The organism is Sinorhizobium fredii USDA 205, assembly GCF_001461695.1.
GTDB classification, from domain to species: domain Bacteria; phylum Pseudomonadota; class Alphaproteobacteria; order Rhizobiales; family Rhizobiaceae; genus Sinorhizobium; species Sinorhizobium fredii.
In genome coordinates this window covers 32,841-55,973 of the sequence record NZ_AUTC01000140.1, presented here as the reverse complement: position 1 = coordinate 55,973, position 23,133 = coordinate 32,841, and the positions used below count along the sequence as shown (strand labels likewise).

20 protein-coding genes are annotated in these 23,133 nt (G+C 63.9%); 3 read left to right on the top strand and 17 right to left on the bottom strand.

Annotated elements, in window-relative coordinates:
* Window positions 1-149: 149 nt before the first annotated feature.
* The 17 genes from repB to N181_RS16615 form a co-directional block, all read right to left on the bottom strand.
* On the bottom strand, window positions 150-1,199 hold the full coding sequence (gene repB / locus N181_RS16695; RefSeq protein WP_060563601.1) for a plasmid partitioning protein RepB: 1,050 nt from the start codon (window positions 1,197-1,199) through the stop codon (window positions 150-152).
* A 3-nt stretch (window positions 1,200-1,202) separates the two neighbouring features.
* The gene (gene repA / locus N181_RS16690; protein WP_370009496.1) at window positions 1,203-2,468 is read right to left on the bottom strand and encodes a plasmid partitioning protein RepA; all 1,266 of its coding nucleotides are present in this window, start codon (window positions 2,466-2,468) and stop codon (window positions 1,203-1,205) included.
* 221 nt (window positions 2,469-2,689) lie between these two features.
* The gene (locus N181_RS16685; RefSeq protein WP_037434962.1) at window positions 2,690-3,967 is read right to left on the bottom strand and encodes an L-fuconate dehydratase; all 1,278 of its coding nucleotides are present in this window, start codon (window positions 3,965-3,967) and stop codon (window positions 2,690-2,692) included.
* Window positions 3,968-4,043: 76 nt separating this feature from the next.
* Complete coding sequence (locus N181_RS16680; RefSeq protein ID WP_060563600.1) at window positions 4,044-5,036, bottom strand: ABC transporter permease; 993 nt, start codon at window positions 5,034-5,036, stop codon at window positions 4,044-4,046.
* Entirely contained in the window at window positions 5,033-6,013 is a 981-nt protein-coding gene (locus N181_RS16675; RefSeq protein WP_037436677.1) for an ABC transporter permease, read from the bottom strand. Before N181_RS16675 ends, N181_RS16680 begins: the two co-directional genes overlap by 4 nt.
* Window positions 6,010-7,563, bottom strand: coding sequence for a sugar ABC transporter ATP-binding protein (locus N181_RS16670; protein WP_050994732.1), 1,554 nt, complete (start codon window positions 7,561-7,563; stop codon window positions 6,010-6,012). Before N181_RS16670 ends, N181_RS16675 begins: the two co-directional genes overlap by 4 nt.
* A 79-nt stretch (window positions 7,564-7,642) precedes the next feature.
* The gene (locus N181_RS16665; protein ID WP_037398874.1) at window positions 7,643-8,767 is read right to left on the bottom strand and encodes a sugar ABC transporter substrate-binding protein; all 1,125 of its coding nucleotides are present in this window, start codon (window positions 8,765-8,767) and stop codon (window positions 7,643-7,645) included.
* Window positions 8,768-9,293: 526 nt separating this feature from the next.
* Entirely contained in the window at window positions 9,294-9,686 is a 393-nt protein-coding gene (locus tag N181_RS16660) for a BRA0787 family protein (RefSeq protein WP_037398876.1), read from the bottom strand.
* A 236-nt stretch (window positions 9,687-9,922) separates the two neighbouring features.
* Window positions 9,923-10,618 carry an urea ABC transporter ATP-binding subunit UrtE gene (urtE, locus tag N181_RS16655; RefSeq protein WP_037398877.1) on the bottom strand — a complete coding sequence of 232 codons (696 nt, stop codon included), beginning with the start codon at window positions 10,616-10,618 and terminating at the stop codon, window positions 9,923-9,925.
* 18 nt (window positions 10,619-10,636) lie between these two features.
* The gene (gene urtD, locus N181_RS16650; RefSeq protein ID WP_037398878.1) at window positions 10,637-11,389 is read right to left on the bottom strand and encodes an urea ABC transporter ATP-binding protein UrtD; all 753 of its coding nucleotides are present in this window, start codon (window positions 11,387-11,389) and stop codon (window positions 10,637-10,639) included.
* A gap of 5 nt (window positions 11,390-11,394) precedes the next feature.
* Window positions 11,395-12,555 carry an urea ABC transporter permease subunit UrtC gene (urtC, locus tag N181_RS16645; protein WP_037434945.1) on the bottom strand — a complete coding sequence of 387 codons (1,161 nt, stop codon included), beginning with the start codon at window positions 12,553-12,555 and terminating at the stop codon, window positions 11,395-11,397.
* Window positions 12,552-14,165, bottom strand: a complete 1,614-nt coding sequence (urtB, locus tag N181_RS16640; RefSeq protein ID WP_037434942.1) for an urea ABC transporter permease subunit UrtB — start codon at window positions 14,163-14,165, stop codon at window positions 12,552-12,554. The genes urtC and urtB overlap by 4 nt, the downstream gene beginning before the upstream one ends.
* A 149-nt stretch (window positions 14,166-14,314) precedes the next feature.
* A complete protein-coding gene (urtA, locus tag N181_RS16635) occupies window positions 14,315-15,607 on the bottom strand; it encodes an urea ABC transporter substrate-binding protein (protein WP_014331170.1) in 1,293 nt (430 codons plus the stop codon).
* Between the two features lie 209 nt (window positions 15,608-15,816).
* Complete coding sequence (arsC, locus tag N181_RS16630) at window positions 15,817-16,239, bottom strand: arsenate reductase (glutaredoxin) (RefSeq protein ID WP_037434939.1); 423 nt, start codon at window positions 16,237-16,239, stop codon at window positions 15,817-15,819.
* Window positions 16,236-16,919 carry an aquaporin gene (locus tag N181_RS16625; protein ID WP_037434937.1) on the bottom strand — a complete coding sequence of 228 codons (684 nt, stop codon included), beginning with the start codon at window positions 16,917-16,919 and terminating at the stop codon, window positions 16,236-16,238. Before N181_RS16625 ends, arsC begins: the two co-directional genes overlap by 4 nt.
* Window positions 16,919-17,449, bottom strand: coding sequence for an arsenate reductase ArsC (locus tag N181_RS16620; protein ID WP_037434935.1), 531 nt, complete (start codon window positions 17,447-17,449; stop codon window positions 16,919-16,921). The genes N181_RS16625 and N181_RS16620 overlap by 1 nt, the downstream gene beginning before the upstream one ends.
* Window positions 17,446-17,802, bottom strand: coding sequence for an ArsR/SmtB family transcription factor (locus N181_RS16615; protein ID WP_037434931.1), 357 nt, complete (start codon window positions 17,800-17,802; stop codon window positions 17,446-17,448). Before N181_RS16615 ends, N181_RS16620 begins: the two co-directional genes overlap by 4 nt.
* A 42-nt stretch (window positions 17,803-17,844) precedes the next feature.
* Between N181_RS16615 and N181_RS16610 the strand changes: the two genes are divergently transcribed.
* The 3 genes from N181_RS16610 (at window position 17,845) to N181_RS16600 (ending at window position 22,792) form a co-directional block, all read left to right on the top strand.
* Window positions 17,845-18,369, top strand: a complete 525-nt coding sequence (locus N181_RS16610) for a DUF6428 family protein (RefSeq protein ID WP_037434930.1) — start codon at window positions 17,845-17,847, stop codon at window positions 18,367-18,369.
* Window positions 18,370-18,501: 132 nt separating this feature from the next.
* Window positions 18,502-21,882, top strand: a complete 3,381-nt coding sequence (locus N181_RS16605) for a hybrid sensor histidine kinase/response regulator (protein ID WP_037434929.1) — start codon at window positions 18,502-18,504, stop codon at window positions 21,880-21,882.
* On the top strand, window positions 21,875-22,792 hold the full coding sequence (locus N181_RS16600) for a response regulator transcription factor (protein WP_037434927.1): 918 nt from the start codon (window positions 21,875-21,877) through the stop codon (window positions 22,790-22,792). The genes N181_RS16605 and N181_RS16600 overlap by 8 nt, the downstream gene beginning before the upstream one ends.
* The last annotated feature ends 341 nt before the right edge of the window (window positions 22,793-23,133 follow it).

The following is a 23,133-nucleotide window of genomic DNA, read 5'->3' as shown; positions in this document are numbered from 1 at the left end:
GCGGCACCGTCTCGCCCCAACGATGCCGCTGTCATAGATGGACAGATCCTACAAACGCCTGGAAGCGGCAAACGGCGACACTGTCCCCTCGCCCCGCTTGCGGGGAGAGGGCTGGGGTGAGGGGCGATCAGAGGCTCAGCGGTCGATAGCTACGACTTCTGCTTCGCCACAAAGCCCGCGTGCCATTTCGCGAGCATCGACACAGCCTCCTTGAGGAAAGCCGGATGGGTGCCGGGCAGAAATTCAATCCTTGGCGCTTTCCCATCGAGCCTCAGCCGCGCAAAGACCCGCCCCGCCTCGTCCTTCAGTTCCTCCGGCTCCGACTTCCCCGGTTCTGGCTTGTCGCTTCGCGAAAGCCGGTTGAAGACGAGTTGGAATCGCTGGTCGGTATCGGCGGCGCGGAAGCGTGACGACGCGATCTCCTCTTCCGCCTTTTCGCGCGCCTCATCGCGTTCCAGCAAGGTGCCGATGGCCATCCAGCGCTCGCGGCCGGCCTTCGGCGCCGGGCCGATGGCGCGGGCGAGTTGGTGCGGCACGCCGTCGGCAACCTGCAACAGGCGCGACAGCTCGCTTTTCTGCACGGCAAGCGCATCGCCGATCACCTTGCGATCGAAGCCGCGGGCGGCGAGCGCGGCAGCAAAAAGCGCCCGCTCGATGAAGGAGAGGTTGCGCCGCTCGGCATTTTCCTTTCCCTGGGCCAGCACCAATTCGTCGTCGGTCAACGGCCGGACGATCGCCTTGACCTGCAGCTCAAGCCGGCGCACCGCCTTCAAGCGACGGTGGCCATAGGCGGTCTGGTAGTACCCCTGTTTCTCCGGATGCGAGCGGACGAGGATCGGCGATTGCTGGCCGTTGTCGCGGATGCTTTCGACGAGGGCGAGAAAATCCGGATCGTCGCCTTCGCCATCGGTCAGACGGTCCTCGATGAAGGAGGCTTCGACAAGCGCCGGATCGAGGGCGACGACGCGCTCACCCTGGCTCAGCGCTTCCCGGAGTGTTCTTGCCTCTTCCGCTTCGCGGGTGATGCTGCCGAGCGAAAGGCCCATGGCCTTGACGGCGCCGGATGCCGCGCGGGGCGCGGCGGGTTGGGCGTTGACAGGTGTCAACTCGCCCGGCTCTTCGCTCGCCTGCGGCGCGGCGGCTGGTGCACCGCCCATGAACAGCGCCCGCAATTCGTTCTTCCGGTTGTTGCCAGCCATGACTTAGCGCCCCCATGCCGCGTGAATGAGAGCCTCGATCTCGCCGTTGACGGCGTTCAGCGACTCGATCGCCCGGTCGTAAGTGGCGCGGGTGAAGTTCTCGCGGCCGACCTCGTAGAGCGTCTGCTTGGTAAGACCCGCGTCCGAGATCGCCGTCGACTTGACCATCGCCGAGGTCAGCACCCGATCGCCGAACAGCGAGCGCATGAAGCCGACGATCTGCGCCTGCGGCCCGTCATTGGGCTCGAAGCGGGTGACGAGATAGCGCAGGAAGTCGAAATTGAGCTCGCCGCCGGCCTCGCGCACGACGCTCAACAGGTCCGAGGTCATGTAGAGGAACTGGTTCATCGAGGCGACGTCGAGCATCTGCGGATGCACGGTGACGATGACCGAGGTGGAGGCGCAGAGCGCCGACAGCGTCAGGTAGCCGAGTTGCGGCGGGCAGTCGATGACGACGACGTCGTAGTCGTCGGCGACACTTGCGAGAGCGGCCTGGACGCGGGCGAAGAACAACGGCCCGGCATCGGTGCCGTTCTGGCGCGCGCTCAACGCCTGCGGCGTCGTGTGCTCGAATTCCTGCAGTTCGAGGTTGCCTGGCACTAGGTCGAGCCCGTCGAAGTAGGTCTTGCGGATGATCTCTCTTAGCGGCCGCGCCTCGGCGTCGTAGCGGATCGCGCCATAGAGCGTGTCGTTGCCGGTCAGATCCAGTTCCGGCTGATAGCCGAACAGCGCCGAAAGCGAGGCCTGAGGGTCGAGGTCCACCGCCAGCACCCGGTGGCCGGTCAAAGCGAGATATTGGGCGAGATGGACCGACGAGGTCGTCTTGCCGGAGCCGCCCTTGAAATTAGTCACCGAGATGACCTGTAGATGCTCGCCCCCCGCGCCGTCGCGCCAGTTCACATAGCCGCGTGCCTTAACGGCATTGCCCTTGGCAAGCGCCTGTTCGGCAAGATGGCGGCGCAGCGCATTGATGTCGGAGAGCGAATAGGAGCGGCGCCCGCCAATTCCGGTATCGGGCTGCGGCCCCTCGCCGGCAAGCGACAATTGCCTGAGATAGCCGTCGGAAACGCCGATCAGCTTTGCCGCTTCGCCAGAAGTGAAGCTCCGCAGCGTCTTCATCGCCGTCGGCGCGAACAGGCGGTCGCGCATCGCCTTCAACTGCTCGGAAAGCGCCCGCGCATCCGCCGCGATCGCCTCGTCGGCGGACCTGCCCGCAGCGTTCGTCGCCTTACCCACTGCGCTTGCGGCGTCCACGGCCGATCCTGTCATGTCCATCGTCGAAATCCCTCGTGCATTGCACATTCGCGCCTCGAGCCGCAACCGAATGACAACAGCCATCCCTTCGCCGGCCGCATAAATGCGCCCGTCGCGTTCCTTTACAGGTCAATCGCTGAACTACGCTGAAATACTGAATATGCGGTCCATTCCGTTACAGGAATGATTCATCCTCTGATTCGCGTCAAGCCATTTCTCCCGCCTCGACCTTGTCGCTAGGCGCGAAAGGTGTAGGTGTCGATCGACTGAGGCTTCATCTCGATCGAAAAGCCGGGCCGCTGCGGCGGCACGTAAGCGGCATTTCTGATGATGCAGGGATCGACGAAATGCTCGTGCAAGTGGTCGACATACTCGATCACGCGGCCGTCCTTGGTGCCGGAAACGGCAACATAGTCGATCATCGACAGATGCTGCACATATTCGCAGAGGCCCACACCGCCGGCATGCGGCCAAACCGGCAGCTGGTACTTCGCTGCCATCAGCAGCACGGAAAGCACTTCGTTCAGGCCTCCGAGCCTGCAGGCGTCGACCTGCACGATGTCGATCGCGCCCTCGGCGATGAACTGCTTGAAGAGAATGCGGTTCTGGCACATTTCGCCGGTCGCGACCTTGATCGGCGCGATCGCCGCGCGGATCTTGCGGTGGCCGGCGACATCGTCAGGGCTCGTCGGCTCCTCGATGAAGAAGGGCTTGGCGAAGGCCAGCGCCCTCACCCAGTCGATCGCCTCCTTGACCTCCCAGACCTGGTTGGCGTCGATCATCAGATAGCGGTCGGGACCGATCACCTCGCGGACGATCGTCAGCCGGCGGATATCGTCGGCGAGGTCTCGCCCGACCTTCATCTTGATGTGATTGAAGCCCTGGTCGACCGCTTCCTGCGCGAGCCGCCGGAGCTTCGCATCGTCGTAGCCGAGCCAGCCGGCCGATGTCGTATAGCAGGGGTAGCCCTCCTTCTCGAGCGTCGCGATGCGCTCCGCCTTGCCGGGATCGGCGCGTTTTAGGATCTCGATCGCTTCCTCGCGCGTCAGCACGTCGGTCAGGTAGCGGTAGTCGACGATATCGACGATCTCCTCCACGGACATCTCGGCCACCAGACGCCAGACAGGCTTGCCCGCTTCCTTGGCGATCAGGTCCCAGACGGCATTGACGATCGCCCCGGTGGCGAGATGGATCGCGCCCTTCTCCGGGCCGATCCAGCGCAACTGGCTGTCGTCGGTCAGATGGCGCCAGAAGCGGCCCGGCTCGCTTCGAATGGTCTCGATCTCCTGACCGACGACCAGGTGCCGCATGGCCTTGATCGCCATGCAGCAGATGTCGTTGCCGCGGCCGATAGTGAAGGTGAGGCCATGGCCGGCGAGCCCCGGCCGATCGGTGTCGAGAATGACATAGGCGGCCGAATAGTCCGGGTCCGGGTTCATTGCGTCCGACCCGTCGAGGCTTTGCGACGTCGGAAAGCGCAGATCGTAGACGCGGAGATCGACGATGTGGGTCATGGCATGCTCCGTTTTTCATTCAGTCGCGAACCGGGCGGCGCGGCCGGATGATACCACCCCGCAGCGACGACTTGTATCAGCGGCTCGGCGGCGCCCGGCCGTAGAGCAGCAGCATGACGATAATGACGATGCCGTAGACGATCTGGCGGCCGGCTTCCGGCATCTGCATGACCGAGAGGATGGACTGCAGGAGCGTGATCAAAATGACGCCCGCCACCGTGCCGAGATAGGAGCCGCGGCCGCCGAGGATGGAGGTGCCGCCGAGCACGACCGCGGCGATCGACGGCAGCAGATAGGCGTCGCCCATCGCCTGCGCCGCCTTGGAGGCATAGCCGGCGAGCAGCACGCCGCCGAAGGCGCTCAGGGCGCCCGAAAGTATGAAGGCGATCATGACGACGCGCCGCGTGCCGACGCCGGAGAGAAAGGCGGCACGCTCGCTGTTGCCGATCCCATAAACGGCGCGACCGAAGGCGGTGCGGGCGAGCAGAAACACCATCGCCGCGCTGACGGCAAGCCAGACAAGGATGGCGTTCGGAACGCCCGGCACGAGTGTGCCGGTCGCCAGCCAGCGTATGGCAGGCGGCGCCGAATCCTGCGGCGAGAAGCCGCCGGTGTAGACGACCATCAGTCCCTGCGCCACGACATTGGAGGCAAGCGTGACGATCATCGAGGGAATGCGCAGATAGGCGACGCCAAAGCCGTTCAGGAGGCCGAGAGCCATGCCGCAGAGAACCCCGACCGGGATAGCGACGAAGGCGCCTGTCGCTCCGAACCCGGCTGCGGCGCAGGCCATCATCGCGCCCATCGTCATCACCCACGGCACCGAAAGATCGATGTGGCCGAGCAGAATGACGATCATCATGCCGGCAGACACCACGCCGAGGAACGAGGCGACCTTGAGCTGCTGCAGCAGGTAGTCGGGCGACAAGAAATTGCTGGAATAAAGACTGCCGAGAAGGAGCAGCAGCAGGATGCAGCCGAAGGCGGTAAGCACGGCCGGATCGGCGCGGCGGAGCAAGGCGGGCAGACGCGCCTTGACGGACAAGCGGCTTTCGGAGGTCTCGCTCATTGAAACCAGTCCAGCCGGTTTCGGACCCGCAAAAGCGCCAACGAACCGATGCTGACGGCGATCATCAGCACGATGCCCTGGAGCAAGGGCTGCCACAGCGGGTCGACATCGAAGGCGAACAGCATGTCGCCGGTGGTGCGGGCCGCAAAGGCGCCGAAGATCGCTCCGACGGCGCTACCGCGGCCGCCATAGAGCGACACGCCGCCAAGCACGACCGCGGCGATCGACCAGAGCGTATAGGCGCTGCCGCTCGCATAGGCCGCCTCGCCGGTATAGGTGAAGAAGGTGAGGAACAGGCCGCCCATTCCGGCGAGCAGCCCGCTGAGCAGATAGGCCGCGAACTTGCCGCGGCGGATCGGCACGCCGGACATGAAGGCGGCCGGTTCGGAAGAGCCCGCCGCGAAGGCTGCCCGCCCCGCGACCGATTTCCGGAAGGGCAGCCAGATGATCAGCACGACGGCCGCGAGTGCGACGAGGCTCGACGGAATGACGCCGAACAGCCGGCCGGTCAGCGCGTCAGCGAGATCCTCGTTGACCGACCCCCCGGGAAAGGGCCTGAGCAACAGCCCAAGGCCGAAATAGACGGCCCCGGTCGCGATCGTCGCCACGATCGGCTGCAGGCGCCCGTAGATCACCAGCGCGCCGTTGATCGCGCCGCAGATCGTTCCCGTCGCCAGCACGGCGACCACTCCGAGGGTGGTCGGCACCGCTGCGCCGACGACGATCCAGGAGGCAAGGCAGTTGGTGAGCACCAGGATCATGCCGACCGACAGATCGATCCCGGCGGTGATCACCACCAGCGCCTGCGCCATGGCGACGAAGGCGAGCAGCACGCCCTTGTTGGCGGCAGTGTGGACGACATTGGCGGTGAAGCCGGCAGGATGATTGGCCACATAGACGGAAAACATCACCAGGAAGATCGCAAGGCCCGTCAGCGTGCCGCGCTGTTCGTTAAGCCAATAGCGCCATTCGCTCATGCCGCCGTTCCTTCATGCCCAGCCTCGACATTGAGCGCGCTGGCGATCAGCGCCCGTTCGCTGATCTCATCGCCTTCGAGCTCGCGGACGATGCGCCCGTCATAGAGAACCAGGACCCGGTCGCAGCAGCCGATCAGTTCGTCATAGTCGGTCGAATAGAAGACGATCGCAGCGCCCGTCTCCGCCAGTTGCCGAAGCAGGCGATAGAGCTCCTGCTTGGTCCCGACGTCGATACCGCGTGTCGGATCGTTGAGCAGGATGATCCGCGGCTTGCGCATCAGCCATTTGGCGATGACGACCTTCTGCTGGTTGCCGCCGGAAAGCGCGCCGACGGGCACGTCGAGGCCCGCGGTCTTGATTTCCAAGAGCCGCAGCATCTCATCGATCAGTTGCTCCTCCTTCGCCCGGTCTATGACGCCGCCGCGTGAAACGCGGTCGAGGGCGGCAAAGGAGAGATTTTCCCGGACGGTCATCGGCAGCATCAGCCCCTCGGTCTTGCGGTCCTCCGGGATCAGCGCCATGCAATGCGGTGGTTTTCGCGCCGCCGCCGGATCGCTGATTGCCACCGGCGCACCGTCGATGAGCACCGAACCGGTCATCCCCCGCAGCACGCCGAAGAGGGCGAGAAGCAAGAGCCGCTGGCCCTGGCCTTCGAGCCCGCCGAGCCCGACGACCTCCCCCTCGCCGACCGAGAAGGAAATATCGCGCAGCCGGTCGCTCCAGCCGAGACTACGGCATTCGAGCACCGGGGCCCTGCCCTGTTCGATCGCGCGCTTCTGCCGCGGCGGGAAGATGTTGCTGTATTCGCGCCCGATCATCATTTCGACGACCTCGCTGTTGGTCCGGCTACCGGCAGAAAAGCTCGCCACGTTGCGGCCGTTGCGGAACACGGTGCATGTGTCGGCGAGTTCGGCGATCTCATGCATGCGATGCGAGATATAGAGCAGCGCCAGACCTTCGGAACGCAGGCCCTTGAGCACGGCAAACACCTTGGCGACGTCGCCGGCCGTCAGCGCCGAGGTTGCTTCGTCGAGGATCAGGATGCGCGGCCCGGAAGCCAGCGCCTTGGCGATCTCGACCATTTGGCGGCGCGACAAGGGCAGGTCCTTGACCAGGGTTCGCGGGTGTATGTCTTCGGCGCCGGCCCGGGCGAGCGCCTCCTCGGCGATCGCCCGCTGGGCCCGCCGGTCGATCAGGCCGAAGCGGCGTGGCGGATTGGCGATGGCGATATTGTCGGCGACGCTGAGATCCGGGATCAGCGACAGTTCCTGAAAGACGCAGGCAATGCCGGCGGCAGAAGCCCCAGCCGGCGAGCGGAAGGTGGCGTCCTGACCGTCGAGCAGCATGCGGCCCTCGTCCGGCGCCACCACCCCGGCCATGATCTTGATCAGCGTCGACTTGCCTGCGCCGTTCTCTCCGAGAATCGCATGAATACGGCCCGCCTCCACGGCGAGATGGGCATTTTCCAGGGCACGAACCCCGCCATAACGCTTCGACACGCCTTCCATCCGGAAGAGCGGGGACGTCGCCTGTATCTCTGACATCGCCATCCGTCGCCTCGGCTCCCGATTCTCTTACGCATGCCGCGTGCGCACGCACGCGGCATAGTGCTCAGGAAAGCCCAGAGACCTACTGGTTTTCCTTCGTCTGACCCATGATCTCCTGCGCCGTGAAGTTGATGCCGCAGGTCGGGAAGGCGTTGCCGACGAAGAAGTTGTCCGACTGGTCTGGATAGAAGTCCTGGCCTTCCTTGAAGTTCGGGTCCTCGACGATCGCCAGCGGCAGCTTGATCGATTGCGGCACCACCTGTCCCTCGAGGGCTGCGATCGCCGTCTTGACCGCGACGGCGACTTGCGCCGGGCCGGTGCCCGCCGACGAGCACTTCAGGCCCTCGCCGGCATGCTTGGCGCAGAACTTGCGAAAGCCGTTCTCCGTCTCGCCGCCGAACGGCACGAAGGGATGGCCGGCATCGATCATCGCCTGCACGACGCCGGTATCGCCGCCCTGCGCGGTGATGCCGTCAAACTTCTTGTGCACGGCAATCGCATCGGCCGTCGCCTTCTGCGCGGTCGGGTCGTCCCACTTGCCGATCACCTCGACGACGTCCCACTTCTTGCCAGTCGCCGCGAAGGTTTCATGAATGCCGTTGTGGCGGTCGGTATCGACCGATGTGCCGGCGACGCCGCGCACTTCGAGGATCTTGCCACCTTCCGGAAGATGCTTGGCCAGCCAGTTCGCCCAGAGCACGCCGAGGCCCTTCTGGTCGACGTTGACATTGATGGCATCCTCGGTGTCGAGAATGTTGTCGAAGGCGACGAGGACGATTCCGGCTTCCTTGGCGCGCTTGATGACCGGACCGAAGGCGGTCGGGTTCTGCGCATTGACGATGATCGCGTCATAGCCGGAATCGATGAAGTTGTTGATCGCCGAGATCTGCGCCGGCACATCCTCGCCGGTGGAAACGACCTTGAACTCCTTGAGCTTGGCGGCAATGTCCGGCTGCGCGGCATAGGCCTTGGCCGTCTGGATCATCTGGATGCGCCATGTATTGGCAATAAAGCCGTTGGCCAGTGCGACCCGATAGGGGCCATCTTTTTTCGGGAACTTGAAGAATTTGGTTTCGGCCGCCCACGGTGCGAAGCAATCCGGCTCGGCCGCGGGACCGCTGACGATTTCAGGTTCCGCGTAGGCGGTGGTGGATAGAAGTGCGAGCGCAGCGGCCGTGAGAATGCCGCTGACGAAGGTTCTGGTCATCGAATTCCCTCCCGTTAGCATGCGGGACAGGGCATCGAACGGGCCGCCATCGAGTTCGCCGCAGACATGTCCGCGGGTTGGAGCACTGACCGTCTAATGAATGCAGTCGAATTGCTCCGGACCACTGGGAAGCCCTTCTCGGTCATACGCGACCTAGTGCTTCAGTGGCCGATCCGGCACGACTATCGATACGCGAGTCCAGTGACGCCAGACAGGCTCCTCCCGGGGGCGTCCGGTGGAAATGGTAGCGCTACCAATAAGTTATGTAAAGCGACGACCCATGCATGTCGTGCCCGAAACCGCAACGCGCTTTCGAGCAACAACGCAGCATCGTGTTACAGCGACATTTGCGCGTCTGAACCCTGCACACGATAGTAGCGTAATCGGGCTTGGCGGATGCATTTTCTGCCCTCCTGTACCGCAACCGGTGAGGCGCAGCAGGCGGTTGCGGTCTACTGTTCAGAGCACGTGCTTCAAGTGCAAGGCAGCGCAGCCAAACGCTGCGCTGCCTTGCGAAAAATACGGCTCAGCCTGGCTGTCCCGGGCGCATCGGCTGGTTGAAGCGCTCGGCGAAGGCCTCGATCGAACCGCGGCCGAAGCGCCTGAGGCGCCGTCGCACCAGCACGGACATGACGCGTGCGGCGGTGGAGACGGTCATCTCGTCGAGCGGACCGGTGCCGCTCCAGGGCTTCGTCAGGCGGTCGGTGACGATGCCGAGCATATTGGCCGGCATGATGTCGGTGCAGGGCCGCATCCAATCGAAAACGGCGCTGATCGGCACCACTTTTCCTTCGAAGGAAACGATCGGTTCGGGCATGTCTTCGTCCCAATCGTCATAGGCTTCGAGCGCATCTCTGAAGAGATTCTGCAGCGTGATCGGGGCATGCCCTTCATAAAGGGCGGGCAGGAAATTCGTCATTAGGGTCTCCTCCGAGTGGGTAGGCCGGAAACGCGAAATGGCCAATTCTGTCAGCGGTAACGGATTGTGATGCTCCTTCATAAAACGTGCAGCGGCAGTATGGTTCAAAGCACGGGAGCGCGCAAACACAATCGATTGAAACGGTGGATTTTCTGCCGCGGGGCAGAAAAGCGGCGAACCCAAGCTGACACAAGCTGCTGAAATCTTGGACTGATTTCCGCCCTGTGGAAAAACAGCTAGACCGTCAGATGACGGCGCGCTTCCGGGGTGTCCAGCGTCTCCGCCGGTCCCGCGTGGACAAATGCGCCGCGATCCATGATGTAGACCTGATCGGCGAGCTCGCGGCAGAAATCGAGATACTGCTCGACGAGCAGGATCGCCATGCCGGTCGAGTCCCTCAAATATCTGATGGCCCGGCCGATGTCCTTGATGATCGACGGCTGGATGCCCTCGGTAGGCTCGTCGAGCACGAGGATCTTCGGGCGGGTGACGAGCGCGCGGGCGATGGCGAGCTGCTGCTGCTGGCCACCCGACAGATCGCCGCCGCGACGGCCGAACATGGTCTGAAGCACGGGAAACAGGCTGAAGATGTCGTCTGGGATCGAGCGCTCGGCCCGCTTCAGCGGCGCATAGCCGGTCTCGAGGTTCTCCCTGACCGTCAACAAGGGAAATATCTCGCGCCCCTGGGGCACGTAGCCGACCCCGTGCTTGGCGCGCCGGAACGGCGCCAGCCCGTCGAGCGGCATGCCGTTGAAGGAGATTGCGCCGGAACTCACCGGATGCTGGCCTGTGATCGCCCTAAGCAGGCTCGACTTGCCGACGCCGTTGCGCCCCAGCACGCAGGTGATCTTGCCCATCTCGGCCTTGAACGAGACGTTGCGTAGCGCCTGGGCGGCGCCGTAATGCAGGCTGACGTTTTCGACGCTCAACATAGGTTCAACTCCTACCGCTCATCGGCCGAGATAATTCTCGATCACCTTCGGATCGTTGCTGACGAAATCGATCGAGCCTTCCGCCAGCACCGAGCCTTCGGCGAGGCAGGTGACCTTGACGCCGAGATCGCGGATGAAGCCCATATCGTGCTCGACGACGACGACGGAGCGGGTCCTGGCGATTTCCTTGAGTAGGACCGCCGTTTCGGCCGTCTCCGCATCCGTCATGCCGGCGACAGGCTCGTCGACGAGCAGCAGCTCCGGCTCCTGGGCCAGCAGCATGCCGATCTCCAGCCATTGCTTCTGGCCGTGCGACAGGTTGGCGGCAAGATCGTCGCGGCGGCCCGTCAGCCGGACCGTCGAAAGGATCTCCTCGATGCGGGCCTTGTCCTCGCCGGTCAGGCGATAGAACAGCGTCGCGAAGACGCCGCGGCGGCGGTTCAGCGCCAATTCCAGATTGTCCCAGACCGTATGGCTCTCGAAGACGGTCGGCTTCTGGAATTTGCGGCCGATGCCGAGCTGGGCGATCTCCGCCTCGTCCTTCCGGGTCAGGTCGATGTCGCCCTTGAAGAAGACCGCGCCCTCGTCCGGCCGCGTCTTGCCGGTGATGATGTCCATCATCGTCGTCTTGCCGGCGCCGTTCGGCCCGATGATGGCGCGCAATTCCCCCGGCTCGACGATGAAGGAGAGCGAATTCAGCGCCTTGAAGCCGTCGAAGGAGACGGAGACGCCGTCGAGATAGAGCAGGTTTTTCGGCCTCTTCTCGGTCATGACTTTCACTCCGCAGCCAAGGGTTCGGCCGCCGGGAGGCCGGCGTCCTTGTGATTTCGCGCCTCCCGATAGGCTCTGCGCCGACTGACATATTGCAGCGCAGTGCCGACCACGCCCTTCGGCAGGAACAGCGTCACCAGCACGAAGAGGCCGCCGAGCGCGAAGAGCCAGAATTCCGGGAAGGCAGCGGTGAAGATGCTTTTGCCGCCGTTGACGAGGATCGCGCCGATGATCGGGCCGACCAGCGTGCCGCGCCCGCCGACCGCCGTCCAGATGACCACCTCGATCGAATTGCCGGGCTCGAACTCTCCCGGATTGATGATGCCGACCTGCGGAACGTAGAGCGCGCCTGCGACGCCCGCCATCATCGCCGAGACGGTGAAGGCGAAGAGCTTCATGTGCTCGACGCGGTAGCCGAGGAAGCGGGTGCGGCTTTCGGCGTCACGCAGCGCCACCAGCACCTTGCCGAATTTCGAGCGCACGATCCCCGATGTGATGACGAGCGAGGCGGCAAGCGCCAGCGCCGAGGCCGCAAAGAGCGCGCCGCGGGTGCCGTCGGCCTGGATGTTGAAGCCGAGGATATCCTTGAAGTCGGTCAGCCCGTTATTGCCACCGAAGCCCATGTCGTTGCGGAAGAAGGCGAGCAGCAGCGCATAGGTCATCGCCTGGGTGATGATCGACAGATAGACGCCGTTGACGCGCGAGCGGAAGGCGAACCAGCCGAAGACGAAGGCGATGAGCCCGGGCACGACGATGACCATCAGCGCTGCGAACCAGAACATGTCGAAGCCGTACCAGAACCAGGGCAGTTCCTTCCAGTTGAGGAACACCATGAAGTCCGGCAGCAGCGGGTTGCCATACGAACCCCGTGCGCCGATCTGGCGCATCAGATACATGCCCATCGCATAGCCGCCGAGCGCGAAGAAGGCGGCGTGCCCGAGCGAGAGGATGCCACAGAAGCCCCAGACGAGGTCGAGCGCCAGAGCGAGCAGCGCATAGGTCAGGTACTTGCCGAACAGCGAGACCAGATAGGTCGGCACATGCAGCGGATGGTCCGCTGATGTCAGGAGATTGAGGGCGGGAACGAGGACGGCAAGGGCCAGCAGGATCGCCACGGCGATGACGATGGTGCGGTCCAGCGATCTGATGAGGAAAGAGGTGATCATGCTTCCACCGCCCGGCCCTTGAGTGCGAAAAGCCCGCGCGGCCGCTTCTGGATGAAGAGGATGATCAGCACGAGCACGAGGATCTTGCCGAGCACGGCACCAGCATAGGGCTCCAGGAACTTGTTGAGGATGCCGAGTGAGAAGGCGCCGACAAGTGTGCCCCAGAGATTGCCGACGCCGCCGAAGACCACCACCATGAAGCTGTCGATGATGTAGCCCTGGCCGAGGTTCGGCGAGACGTTGTCGATCTGTGAGAGCGCGACGCCGGCCATGCCGGCAATGCCGGAGCCGAGCGCGAAGGTGAGCGCATCGACCCAGGGCGTGCGGATGCCCATGGAGGAGGCCATGCGCCGGTTCTGGGTCACCGCCCGCATCTGCAGGCCCATCGGCGTCTTCTTCAACAGGAACAGAAGGGCCGCGAAGACGGCGAGCGCGAAAAGGATGATCCAGAGGCGGTTCCAGGTGATCGTCAAGCCGCCGAGCTCGAACGCGCCCGACATCCAGGACGGATTGCCGACCTCGCGATTGGTGGGCCCGAAGATCGACCGCACCGATTGCTGCAGGATCAGTGATATGCCCCAGGTGGCCAGCAGCGTCTCGAGCGGCCGGCCATAGAGGAAGCGGATGACGCCGCGCTCCATCGCCATTCCCACCGCCCCGGTGACGAGAAAGGCGAGCGGCAGGGCGATCGCCAGCGACCAGTCGAAGAGACCCGGGAACGAATTGCGCAGGATCTCCTGCACCATGAATGTCGTGTAGGCGCCGAGCATGACCATTTCACCATGCGCCATGTTGATGATGCCCATGACACCGAAGGTGATCGCCAGGCCGATCGCCGCAAGCAGCAGCACCGAGCCGAGCGACAGGCCGTACCAGACATTTTGTCCGGCGGCCCAGAGCGCCTGGGTCTGTTCGATGCCGGCGAGCGCCGCCTCGATGTCGGGCCTCAGGGTTTCGTCGGCCGAGTTCAGCGCCGTCGAGAGGATGGAGAGGGCCTCGCGGCCACCGCTTTGCTTGAGGACCTGAACCGCCTCCTTCTTTTCGTCGACGGGCCGGTCGGAAATCAACAGCGTCGTGGCGCGCGCCCGCTCGAGCAGTGCACGAACCTCAGCGTCCTTCTCGGCGGCGAGCGCATTCTCGATGGCGCCGAGCGCATCGGCGTTGGGGGATTGAAGCACGGATTGCGCTGCCTTCAGGCGCTGATTGCGGTCGGGGCTGAGCAGCGTCAGGCTGCCGAGCGCGGTGCGCACGGCGCGGCGCACGCCATTGTTAACTTTTATCTTCGAGAACGCTGCCTTCGGCGCTTCGCCAGCGCTTTCGCCGGTCACCGGATCGGTGAGCGTGAGGTTCGAACCGCTTTCCTTTGTCAGGAACACCTGGTTATCGGCCTTGCGCGCATAGAGCATGCCTTCTCCGAGTGCCTCGAGCACCGGCACGACCTTGGCGTCGCCGGTCTTCGCCAGCGCGGCGATATGCTCGTCCATGTTAGAGAGTTTCGCCTCGCCGAGCGCGTTCACCAGATCGCGCAACCCCTCTTCCGCACGAAGCCCGCCGGGGATCGCGGTGAAGAGGCACAGGGCAATCAGCAGGGTTTGAAAGATCCGGTACATTCGCTTCTCGCTTGGCATCTGCGGCAAGTCCCCCGTCCGAATGGAGGCCGTCGGACGGAGGGTATTTCATGCTATCGGTTCGTCATGAAACTCGATGCCGGGGGCGGACCGCATCCGGCCCGTCCGCGAACAATTGCTTCGTCATGAAATCATGAACCCTTGCCGCCGCACTTGCCGGTGGCGACGTTGAAGTTGCCGCAGGACATCGGCGCCCGCCAATCGGAGATCAGGTCCTTGGAGTCCGGCAGGTAGTCCGACCACTCGTCGCCGACGACAAGGCCGGGCGTTTCCCAGACGGTCTCGAACTGGCCGTCGCCCTGGATTTCGCCGATCAGCACCGGCTTGGTGATGTGGTGGTTCGGCATCATCGTCGAGTAGCCGCCCGAGAGGTTCGGCACCGAGACGCCGATCATCGCGTCGAGCACCGCGTCTGTGTCGGTGGTGCCGGCCTTCTCGACCGCCTTCAACCACATGTTGAAGCCGATATAGTGGGCTTCCATCGGATCGTTGGTGACCCGCTTGTCGTTCTTCGTATAGGCCTTCCAGGTCTTGATGAACTCGGCATTGGCCGGGTTGTCGACCGATTGGAAATAGTTCCAGGCGGCGAGGTGGCCGACCAGCGGACCGGTATCGAGGCCGGCGAGCTCTTCTTCGCCCACCGAGAAGGCGACGACCGGAATGTCCTCGGCCTTGATGCCCTGGTTGCCGAGTTCCTTGTAGAACGGCACGTTGGCGTCGCCATTGATCGTCGAGACGACGGCCGTCTTCTTGCCGGCCGAGCCGAACTTCTTGATGTCGGAGACGATCGTCTGCCAGTCGGAATGACCGAAGGGCGTGTAGTTGATCATGATGTCCTCGGGCTTGACGCCCTTGGCGATGAGATAGGCTTCGAGGATCTTGTTGGTCGTGCGCGGATAGACGTAGTCGGTGCCGGCAAGCACCCAGCGCTCGACCTCTTCGTTCTCCATCAGATAGTCGACGGCAGGGATCGCCTGCTGGTTCGGCGCGGCACCGGTGTAGAAGACGTTGCGCTGGCTTTCCTCACCCTCGTACTGGACCGGGTAGAAGAGGATCGAGTTCAGTTCCTCGAAGACCGGCAGCACGGATTTGCGCGACACGGAGGTCCAGCAGCCGAAGACGGCCGAGACCTTGTCGACGGAGACCAGCTCGCGAGCCTTTTCGGCAAAGAGCGGCCAATCCGAGGCCGGGTCGACGACGACCGCCTCGAGCTTCTTGCCGAGCAGGCCGCCCTTCTTGTTCTGCTCGTCGATCAGCATCAGCATGGCGTCTTTCAACGTCGTCTCGGAGATCGCCATGGTTCCGGAAAGCGAATGAAGAATGCCGACCTTGATCGTGTCGTCGGCGGCAAAGGCGCCGTTGAACGCCGTCGTCGAAAGGACGGCAGCGAGGAATGCGCCGGTGACGCGTGCCCTGTAAGTCATCTGATTGAACCCCTCTAGCTCTGGTCGCCGCAACGGAGCGTTTGTTCTCCTTGGCCGTTGCTTGAGGGATCATTGAATAAGCCCGCTGCACTGCACATACGTCATTCTACGTAGATGGCGGGGGGAAGAAGGAAGCAGCGCGCAAGAAAGGCTGCCAGCTAGGCGCTACCTTTGCCGCATCGCAAAGGTAGCGCCTCCAGGCAAGCCTTTCAGACGATGCGCTTGCCCGACGCATCCAGCACCCTCTCGCCATCTTCCTTGGTGAACGGCCCCTTGTGCGTGTCGGGTAGAATATCGAGCACGACCTCGGACGGGCGGCACAGCCGGGTGCCGAGCGGCGTCACCACGAAGGGCCGATTGATCAGGATCGGGTTCTTCACCATCGCATCGATGAGTTGCTCGTCGGTCGTTCCTGGATCGTCAAGACCGAGTTCCGCGTAGGGCGTGCCTTTCTCGCGGATCGCCTGCCGGACGGTGAGGCCGGCGTCGCCGATCATCCGGGCGAGTTCGTCGCGCGACGGCGCCTGATCGAGATATTCGATGACGGTGGGCTCGATACCGGCATTGCGGATCATTGCCAGCGTGTTGCGCGACGTGCCGCAGCCGGGATTGTGGTAGATTGTGACATTCATGATTTTATCCTCATCGGGTTTGCAGGCCGCAGCAGCCACGTCATCAGAAAGAGCGCGGAAACCGCACCGACCAGCTCTGCGGAGATGAAGCCGGGCAGATCCGCCGGGCGGATGCCGGAGAACGTGTCGGTCAGCGACCGGGCGACCGCCACGGCCGGGTTGGCAAACGAGGTGGAGGCCGTGAACCAGTAGGCAGCCGTGATATAGAGGCCGACCAGCCAGGGCACGGATTTCTGCTCGAAGCGGAGCCCGGCGAGTATGGTGGCGACGAGCCCGAAAGTGGCGACCCATTCGGCGAACCACTGTCCTCCCCCGGTGCGCACCTTCGTCGACCATTCCAGGACCGTGTGATCGAACATCAGATGCGCCGCGATCGTCCCGAGGATGCCGCCGGCGACTTGCGCCGCCACATAGCCGATGAGATCGCGTCGCGACAGGGAGCGCGACAGCGCGAAAATCAGCGATACGGCCGGATTGAAATGGGCCCCGGCTATCGGACCGAGAATGGTGATCAGCACGACCAGGATCGCGCCCGTGGCAAGCGTGTTTCCGAGCAAAGCGAGCGCCGTGTCCTCAGTCAGCGACGCGGCCATGATGCCGGAACCGACGACGGTCGCGACGAGCAGCGCCGTGCCCAGGCCTTCCGCGGCAAGACGTCGGGAGAGATCGAATGACGACATCAGCGCGCCTCGGACGGACGGGACGTCGCGCCTTCGAGCCGGCCGATCTCATGCAGCTTCGTCTCGAGCGCGAGCTTGTCGAGCGAGGCGATCGGCAGGGCTGCGAACACCGATATGCGGTTCTTCAAGTACTTCGCCGCAAGGGCGAAAGCGCGGCCCTTCTCGACATCCGAACCCTCGACCGCAGCGGGGTCCTCGATGCCCCAATGGGCGGTTGCCGGATGTCCGATCCAGACCGGACAGGCCTCGCCGGCGGCATCGTCGCAGACCGTGAAGATGAAATCCATTTGCGGAGTACCGGGCTCGACGAAGACATCCCAGCTCTTCGACGAGAATCCCGTCGTGCGGTAGCCGAGCGCTTCGAGCGTCTTCAGCGCCCAGGGATTAACCTCACCCTTGGGCTGGCTTCCGGCCGAAAAGGCGCGGAAGCGGCCCTTCCCTTCCGCCTCGAGTATGGCTTCCGCCATGATCGAGCGGGCGGAATTGCCGGTACAAAGAAAGAGCACGCTGTAGACCCGATCGTCACTCATTGGCATTTCCCCTCCGCGGTTGGCGCGCAGCAGGCCGCGACCTCGGCGACCGGTGCGCAGATTTCGGGATGGCCGGCGCAGCAATCTTCCATCAGGAAACGGACGAGACTGCCGAGCGCCTCGTAATTGGCCGAATAGATGATCGATCTCGACTCACGCTGCTGGGTAATCAATCCTGCCCGCTCCAGTTCCTTCAAGTGAAACGAGACATTGGAGGGCGATACGTCCATCTTCTCCGCTATCGCCCCCGCGGATATGCCGCTTGGGCCGGCGACCACCAGCATTCGGATGACCTGCAGGCGGGTCTCCTGCGAGAGCGCACCGAAGGCGACAAGCGCTTGACGTTCGTCCATATTTCAACAATCCTTGAATAATTGAAACGAGGAATAACGCAGATGGACGCGCTCGACAACACCAAAATCCGGAATGACGACATCTCGCTCGGGCTTCTGCTTGAAACCCTGGCTGGGGCTAGCGAGCTTCCCCTCGTGTTTCACTATGACGGGCGGCCGGTCAAAGCCGGCTACCATGTGACCGAGGTCAAGGCCGGGCAGTTCGCAGCGCTCGATTGCGGTGCCAATGAGGAGGCATGGACCGAGATTTTCGTGCAGCTTTGGGATGTCGAGGGCGAAAGCAGGGCGCACATGCCGGCCGGCAAGTTCTCGGCGATCATCCGCAAGGTTTCGGATCACTTGCACCTTGCGCAATCGGCAAAGCTCACCTTCGAAGTCAGCGACGGCGTGCGTCCGATGCAGCTCTATTGCGCATCGCTGCCGAGCCTGCGCGGCAACGCCGTGCATGTGGAACTCGCGCCGAGGCCCGCGAGCTGCAAGCCGCGTGATCGCTGGCTTGCCGAGGAGAGAAGCAAAGCGGCTGGCTGCTGCGGGCCTGCGCTGGAGACGAGCGCGTGCTGCCGGTGATCGGCATGGAAATCTCTGACTTCGATCACTGTCCAGATGATTTCGCAATGCAGCAATTTCGCGCGCCGCGCGTCTGTGTTACGAAGGCAAGGCCGGGATTGCCGGGGGGCAAGGCACAGACGACGAGGGACCATGGCGGCACGCCAGCGCATCATTCCCGTTCGACGAGAATATAATCGCTGGGTCGCCAACCAGACGCTGGAAGACTATGCGCTGCGCTTCACCGCCAAGAGCGCGCGGCGGTTTTCCTCCGAGCGCATCTCGCAGACGGCGATCGGCGCCATCTCTTTCCTGGCGCTGGAGGCAATCGGCGGCGCCATCACCATGTCCTACGGCACCACCAATGCGATCGTCGCGATCCTCGTCGCCAGCGTGATGATCCTGCTGGTCGGGCTGCCGATCAGCCGCTATGCGATCCGCCACGGCGTCGACATCGACCTTCTGACGCGCGGCGCGAGCTTCGGCTATATCGGCTCGACGATCACCTCGCTGATCTATGCGAGCTTCACCTTCATCCTCTTCGCCATCGAAGCGTCGATCATGTCCGGGGCGCTGGAGCTCGCCCTCGGCATCCCGCTCTGGATCGGCTACATCGTCAGCGCCGTCATGGTCATCCCCCTGGTCACCCACGGCGTCAGGCTGATCAGCAAGTTCCAACTCGTCACCCAGCCCTTCTGGATCGTGCTCAACATCCTGCCGTTTGCCTTCATTGCGCTTGCCGACTGGGAGAAGGTGGGCCTGTGGCTCGCCTATGCCGGCATTCACCACGCCTCCGGACCGGCCGGCACCGTCGCGCCCTTCGATCTCGTCGAATTCGGTGCGGCTTCCGCCGTCATTTTCGCGCTGATGGCGCAGATCGGCGAACAGGTCGACTTCCTGCGCTTCCTGCCGCCGGACGGCCAGAGGAAGCTGCATCACCGCATCGCCGTGTTTCTTGCCGGCTCCGGCTGGGTGATCGTCGGCGCGCCGAAGCTCTTGGCCGGTTCCTTTCTGGTGGTGCTGGCGCTGAGTGCCGGCGTGCCATCGACCAGGGCCGCCGATCCGGCGCAGATGTACTACACTGCCTTCGGCTACATCCTCCCGTCGGAGACGGCGGCACTCCTCTTGATGGTCGCCTTCGTCGTCGTCTCGCAGCTGAAGATCAACGTGATGAATGCCTATGCCGGGTCGCTTGCCTGGTCGAACTTCTTCTCGCGGCTCACCCATAGTCACCCGGGCCGCGTCATCTGGCTGGTCTTCAACGTGGCGATCGCGCTGCTCCTGATGGAGCTCGGCATCTACCGCCTGCTCGAGGAGACGCTCGGCATCTTCTCGATCATCGCCATGGCCTGGCTCTGCACGATCTCCGCCGACCTCTTCGTCAACAAGCCAATGGACTTGTCACCCCCCGGTATCGAGTTCAAGCGCGCCCATCTCTACGACATCAATCCCGTCGGCCTCGGCACCATGGCCGTCTCGGCGCTGCTGGCGCTCGCCGCGCATTTCGGCGCCATGGGCGAGATCGCCGCCTCGCTCGCCCCCTATATCGCGCTGGTCACCGCCTTCGTCGTCTCGCCGCTGATCGCCTGGTGGACGAAGGGAAAATTCTACCTCGCCCGCAAGCCGCGCAAGAGCTGGCTGCGCGAGAGCGAAATTACCTGCTCGATCTGCGAGCATCCGTTCGAACCGGAGGACATGGCCTGGTGCCCGGCCTATGCGGCGCCGATCTGTTCGCTCTGCTGCTCGCTCGACAGCCGCTGCCACGACATGTGCAAGCCGAAGGCGCGGCTGAACACGCAGATCGCCACCGTCGCCAAGACGGTCTTTCCGGAGACTGTCGTCGCAAAGCTCGCCACAAGGCTGGGGCGCTATGCGATTTCGGCGGTGATCTCGATCACCGGCATCGGCATCATCCTGGCGATGATCGCCCACCAGACGACCGCCGCCTCGCCCGAGACCGCCGCCGTCGTCGAGCGGACGGTCGCCGTCGTCTTCTTCGTCTTCGCCATCCTGGCCGGGGTCGTCTCCTGGTTCTATGTGCTTGCCCATGACAGCCGCGTGGTGGCGGAGGAAGAGTCCTCCCGCCAGAACACGCTGCTCCTCAAAGAGATCGCCGCCCACAAGAAGACCGACGCGGCGCTGCAGAACGCCAAGGAAGCGGCCGAATCCGCCAACCGGGCGAAGAGCCGCTACGTGGTCGGCTTGAGCCATGAATTGCGCACGCCGCTCAACGCCGTGCTCGGCTATGCACAGATCCTCGAACGCGACGAGACGATCCCATCGTCGCGGCAGGGCGCGATCAAGGTGATCAAACGCAGCGCCGATCACCTTTCGGGACTGATCGACGGCCTGCTCGACATCTCGAAGATCGAGGCCGGCAAGCTGCAGGTCTATTCGAACGAGATCAACATCCACGATTTCCTCGACCAGATCGTCGACATGTTCCGCCCGCAGGCGCAGGCCAAAGGCATCGGCTTCGAGCACAATCGCGGCCCAACGCTGCCGCAATATGTGAAGACCGACGAAAAGCGGCTCCGGCAGATCCTCGTCAACCTGCTGTCAAACGCGCTGAAGTTCACCGATCAGGGCCACATCCGCTTCGACATCGCCTATCGCAGCCAGGTGGCGACCTTCACCATCGAGGACAGCGGCCGCGGCATCAGCGACAAGGACCTGCCGAAGATCTTCGACCCGTTCCAGCGCGGCTCCGCGGAGCACCGCATGCCGGGTCTCGGTCTGGGGCTGACGATTACGCGCCTGCTGACCCAGACGCTCGGCGGCGAAATCTCGGTCATCAGCGAGAAGGACAAGGGCACTGCCTTCAAGGTGCGGCTGATGCTTTCCGCCGTCGACCGGCCGGCGGCCCTCAAGGACCCGGTGCGCAAGATCAGGTCCTATGAAGGAGCGCACCGCACCATCCTCGTGGTCGACGACAATGCCGACCACCGCGACCTGATGCGCGAGGTGCTCGCGCCGCTCGACTTCACCGTGCTGACGGCGGCGAACGGCGCCGACTGCCTGGCCCTCCTCGAAGCGACGCGGCCGGACCTCTTCCTGATCGACATTTCCATGCCCGGCATGAATGGCTGGGAACTGGTGACGAAGCTCCGGGAGGCCGGCCAGACCGCGCCGGTGATCATGCTGTCGGCCAATATCGGCGACGGCTCGGCGGCCCGCGTGATCGGCCACAACGACACGCTCGCCAAGCCTTTCGGCGTGCGCCAGCTCACCGACAAGCTGGCGATCCATCTCGGGCTCGAATGGATCCACGCGGGCGACGTCAAGGAGTCGTCTCCCAGTGGCAAGACCGGAACCGTGGCGAGCCCCGGCGACCATCACGTCAAGGAATTGATCCAGCTCGGCGAAATCGGCTACGTGAGGGGTATCGAGGCGAAATTGACGGAGATTGCCCTGAACCCCGAGCACCAGCCCTTTGCCGAGGCAGTCCGCGCCTACGTCCAGGCCTTCGACCTCTCAGGCTACGACGCCTTCCTGAAGCGGCTGCTTCCCGAGGAGACGAACGCCCGTGCCTGAGGCCGCCAACCCGCGCGACATCGTGCTTCTCGTCGACGATTCTCCGGAGGCGCTCGGCTTCCTGACCGAGGCGCTGGAGCAGTCCGGCTTTTCCGTGCTGATCGCTACCTCCGGCAATGCGGCGCTCAACATCGCCGATCGCATCACGCCCGACCTCATCCTGCTCGATGCGGTGATGCCCGGCATGGATGGGTTCGACACCTGCGCCCGGCTGAAGGCGAATGCCTCGGTCGCCCAGGTGCCGGTGGTCTTCATGACTGGGCTCACCGAGACTGAACATGTGGTGCGCGCCCTTGAAGCCGGTGGCGTCGACTACCTCACCAAGCCGATCAACATCGACGAGCTCCGCGCCCGCATCCGCGTCCACCTTTCGAATGCGCGCTCGGCGCAGAGCGCCCGCGTCGCGCTCGATGCCGCCGGCCGGCACCTGCTTGCTGTGCGCGGCGACGGCACGGTGCGCTGGTCGACGCCGCAGGCGACCCGGCTTGTCAACGCCGCCACCGGCAGCGACGACGGCCTAGCGGTGGTGGCCGCCCGCATCGCCGCGTGGATGCAGGAACGCCAAGGCGGCGACAAGCAAGGCAGTTTGACGCTCCATCAGGCCGGCCAGACGGGCCTGCAGATTTCCTATCTCGGCGCCATCGGCGCCAACGAGTATCTCTTCCGCCTGACCGCCGAGAACGGGATCAGCGACGACGAGATGCTGCGCCAGCACTTCCACCTCACCCAGCGCGAGTCAGAGGTGCTCTTATGGATCGCCAAGGGGAAATCCAACCGCGACATCGGCGAGATCTTGGGCTTGAGTGCCCGCACCGTCACCAAGCATCTGGAACAGATCTATGTGAAGCTCGGCGTCGAGAACCGCGCCTCGGCGGCGGTCAAGGCGACGCAGGTGCTGCACGGGATTTAATCGGGTCGGGCGTGGGCCGCAGGGACCTCTCAAGAAGTACGCTCAGGGGTCGGCTTACCCCCCTCTGGCCTGCCGGCCATCTCCCCCACAAGGGGGGAGATCGACCCGCGGCGAGCTAACCGCCCCAATCAAAAACCCTGGCAATGCAGAGCCTTCTAGCGGGCACCGGGCGTGCGACATCCGTTCTCCCCCCTTGTGGGGGAGATGGCCGGCAGGCCAGAGGGGGGTGAGGCGCCGGCATCCATCCCGCCTGCGTTGCCTAAGGTTAAGCTTCTGCTGCAAAAAAGCGCGACCTGGAAAACCAGGCCGCGCCAGATCGCACTCATCGTGCGTTGCCCTGG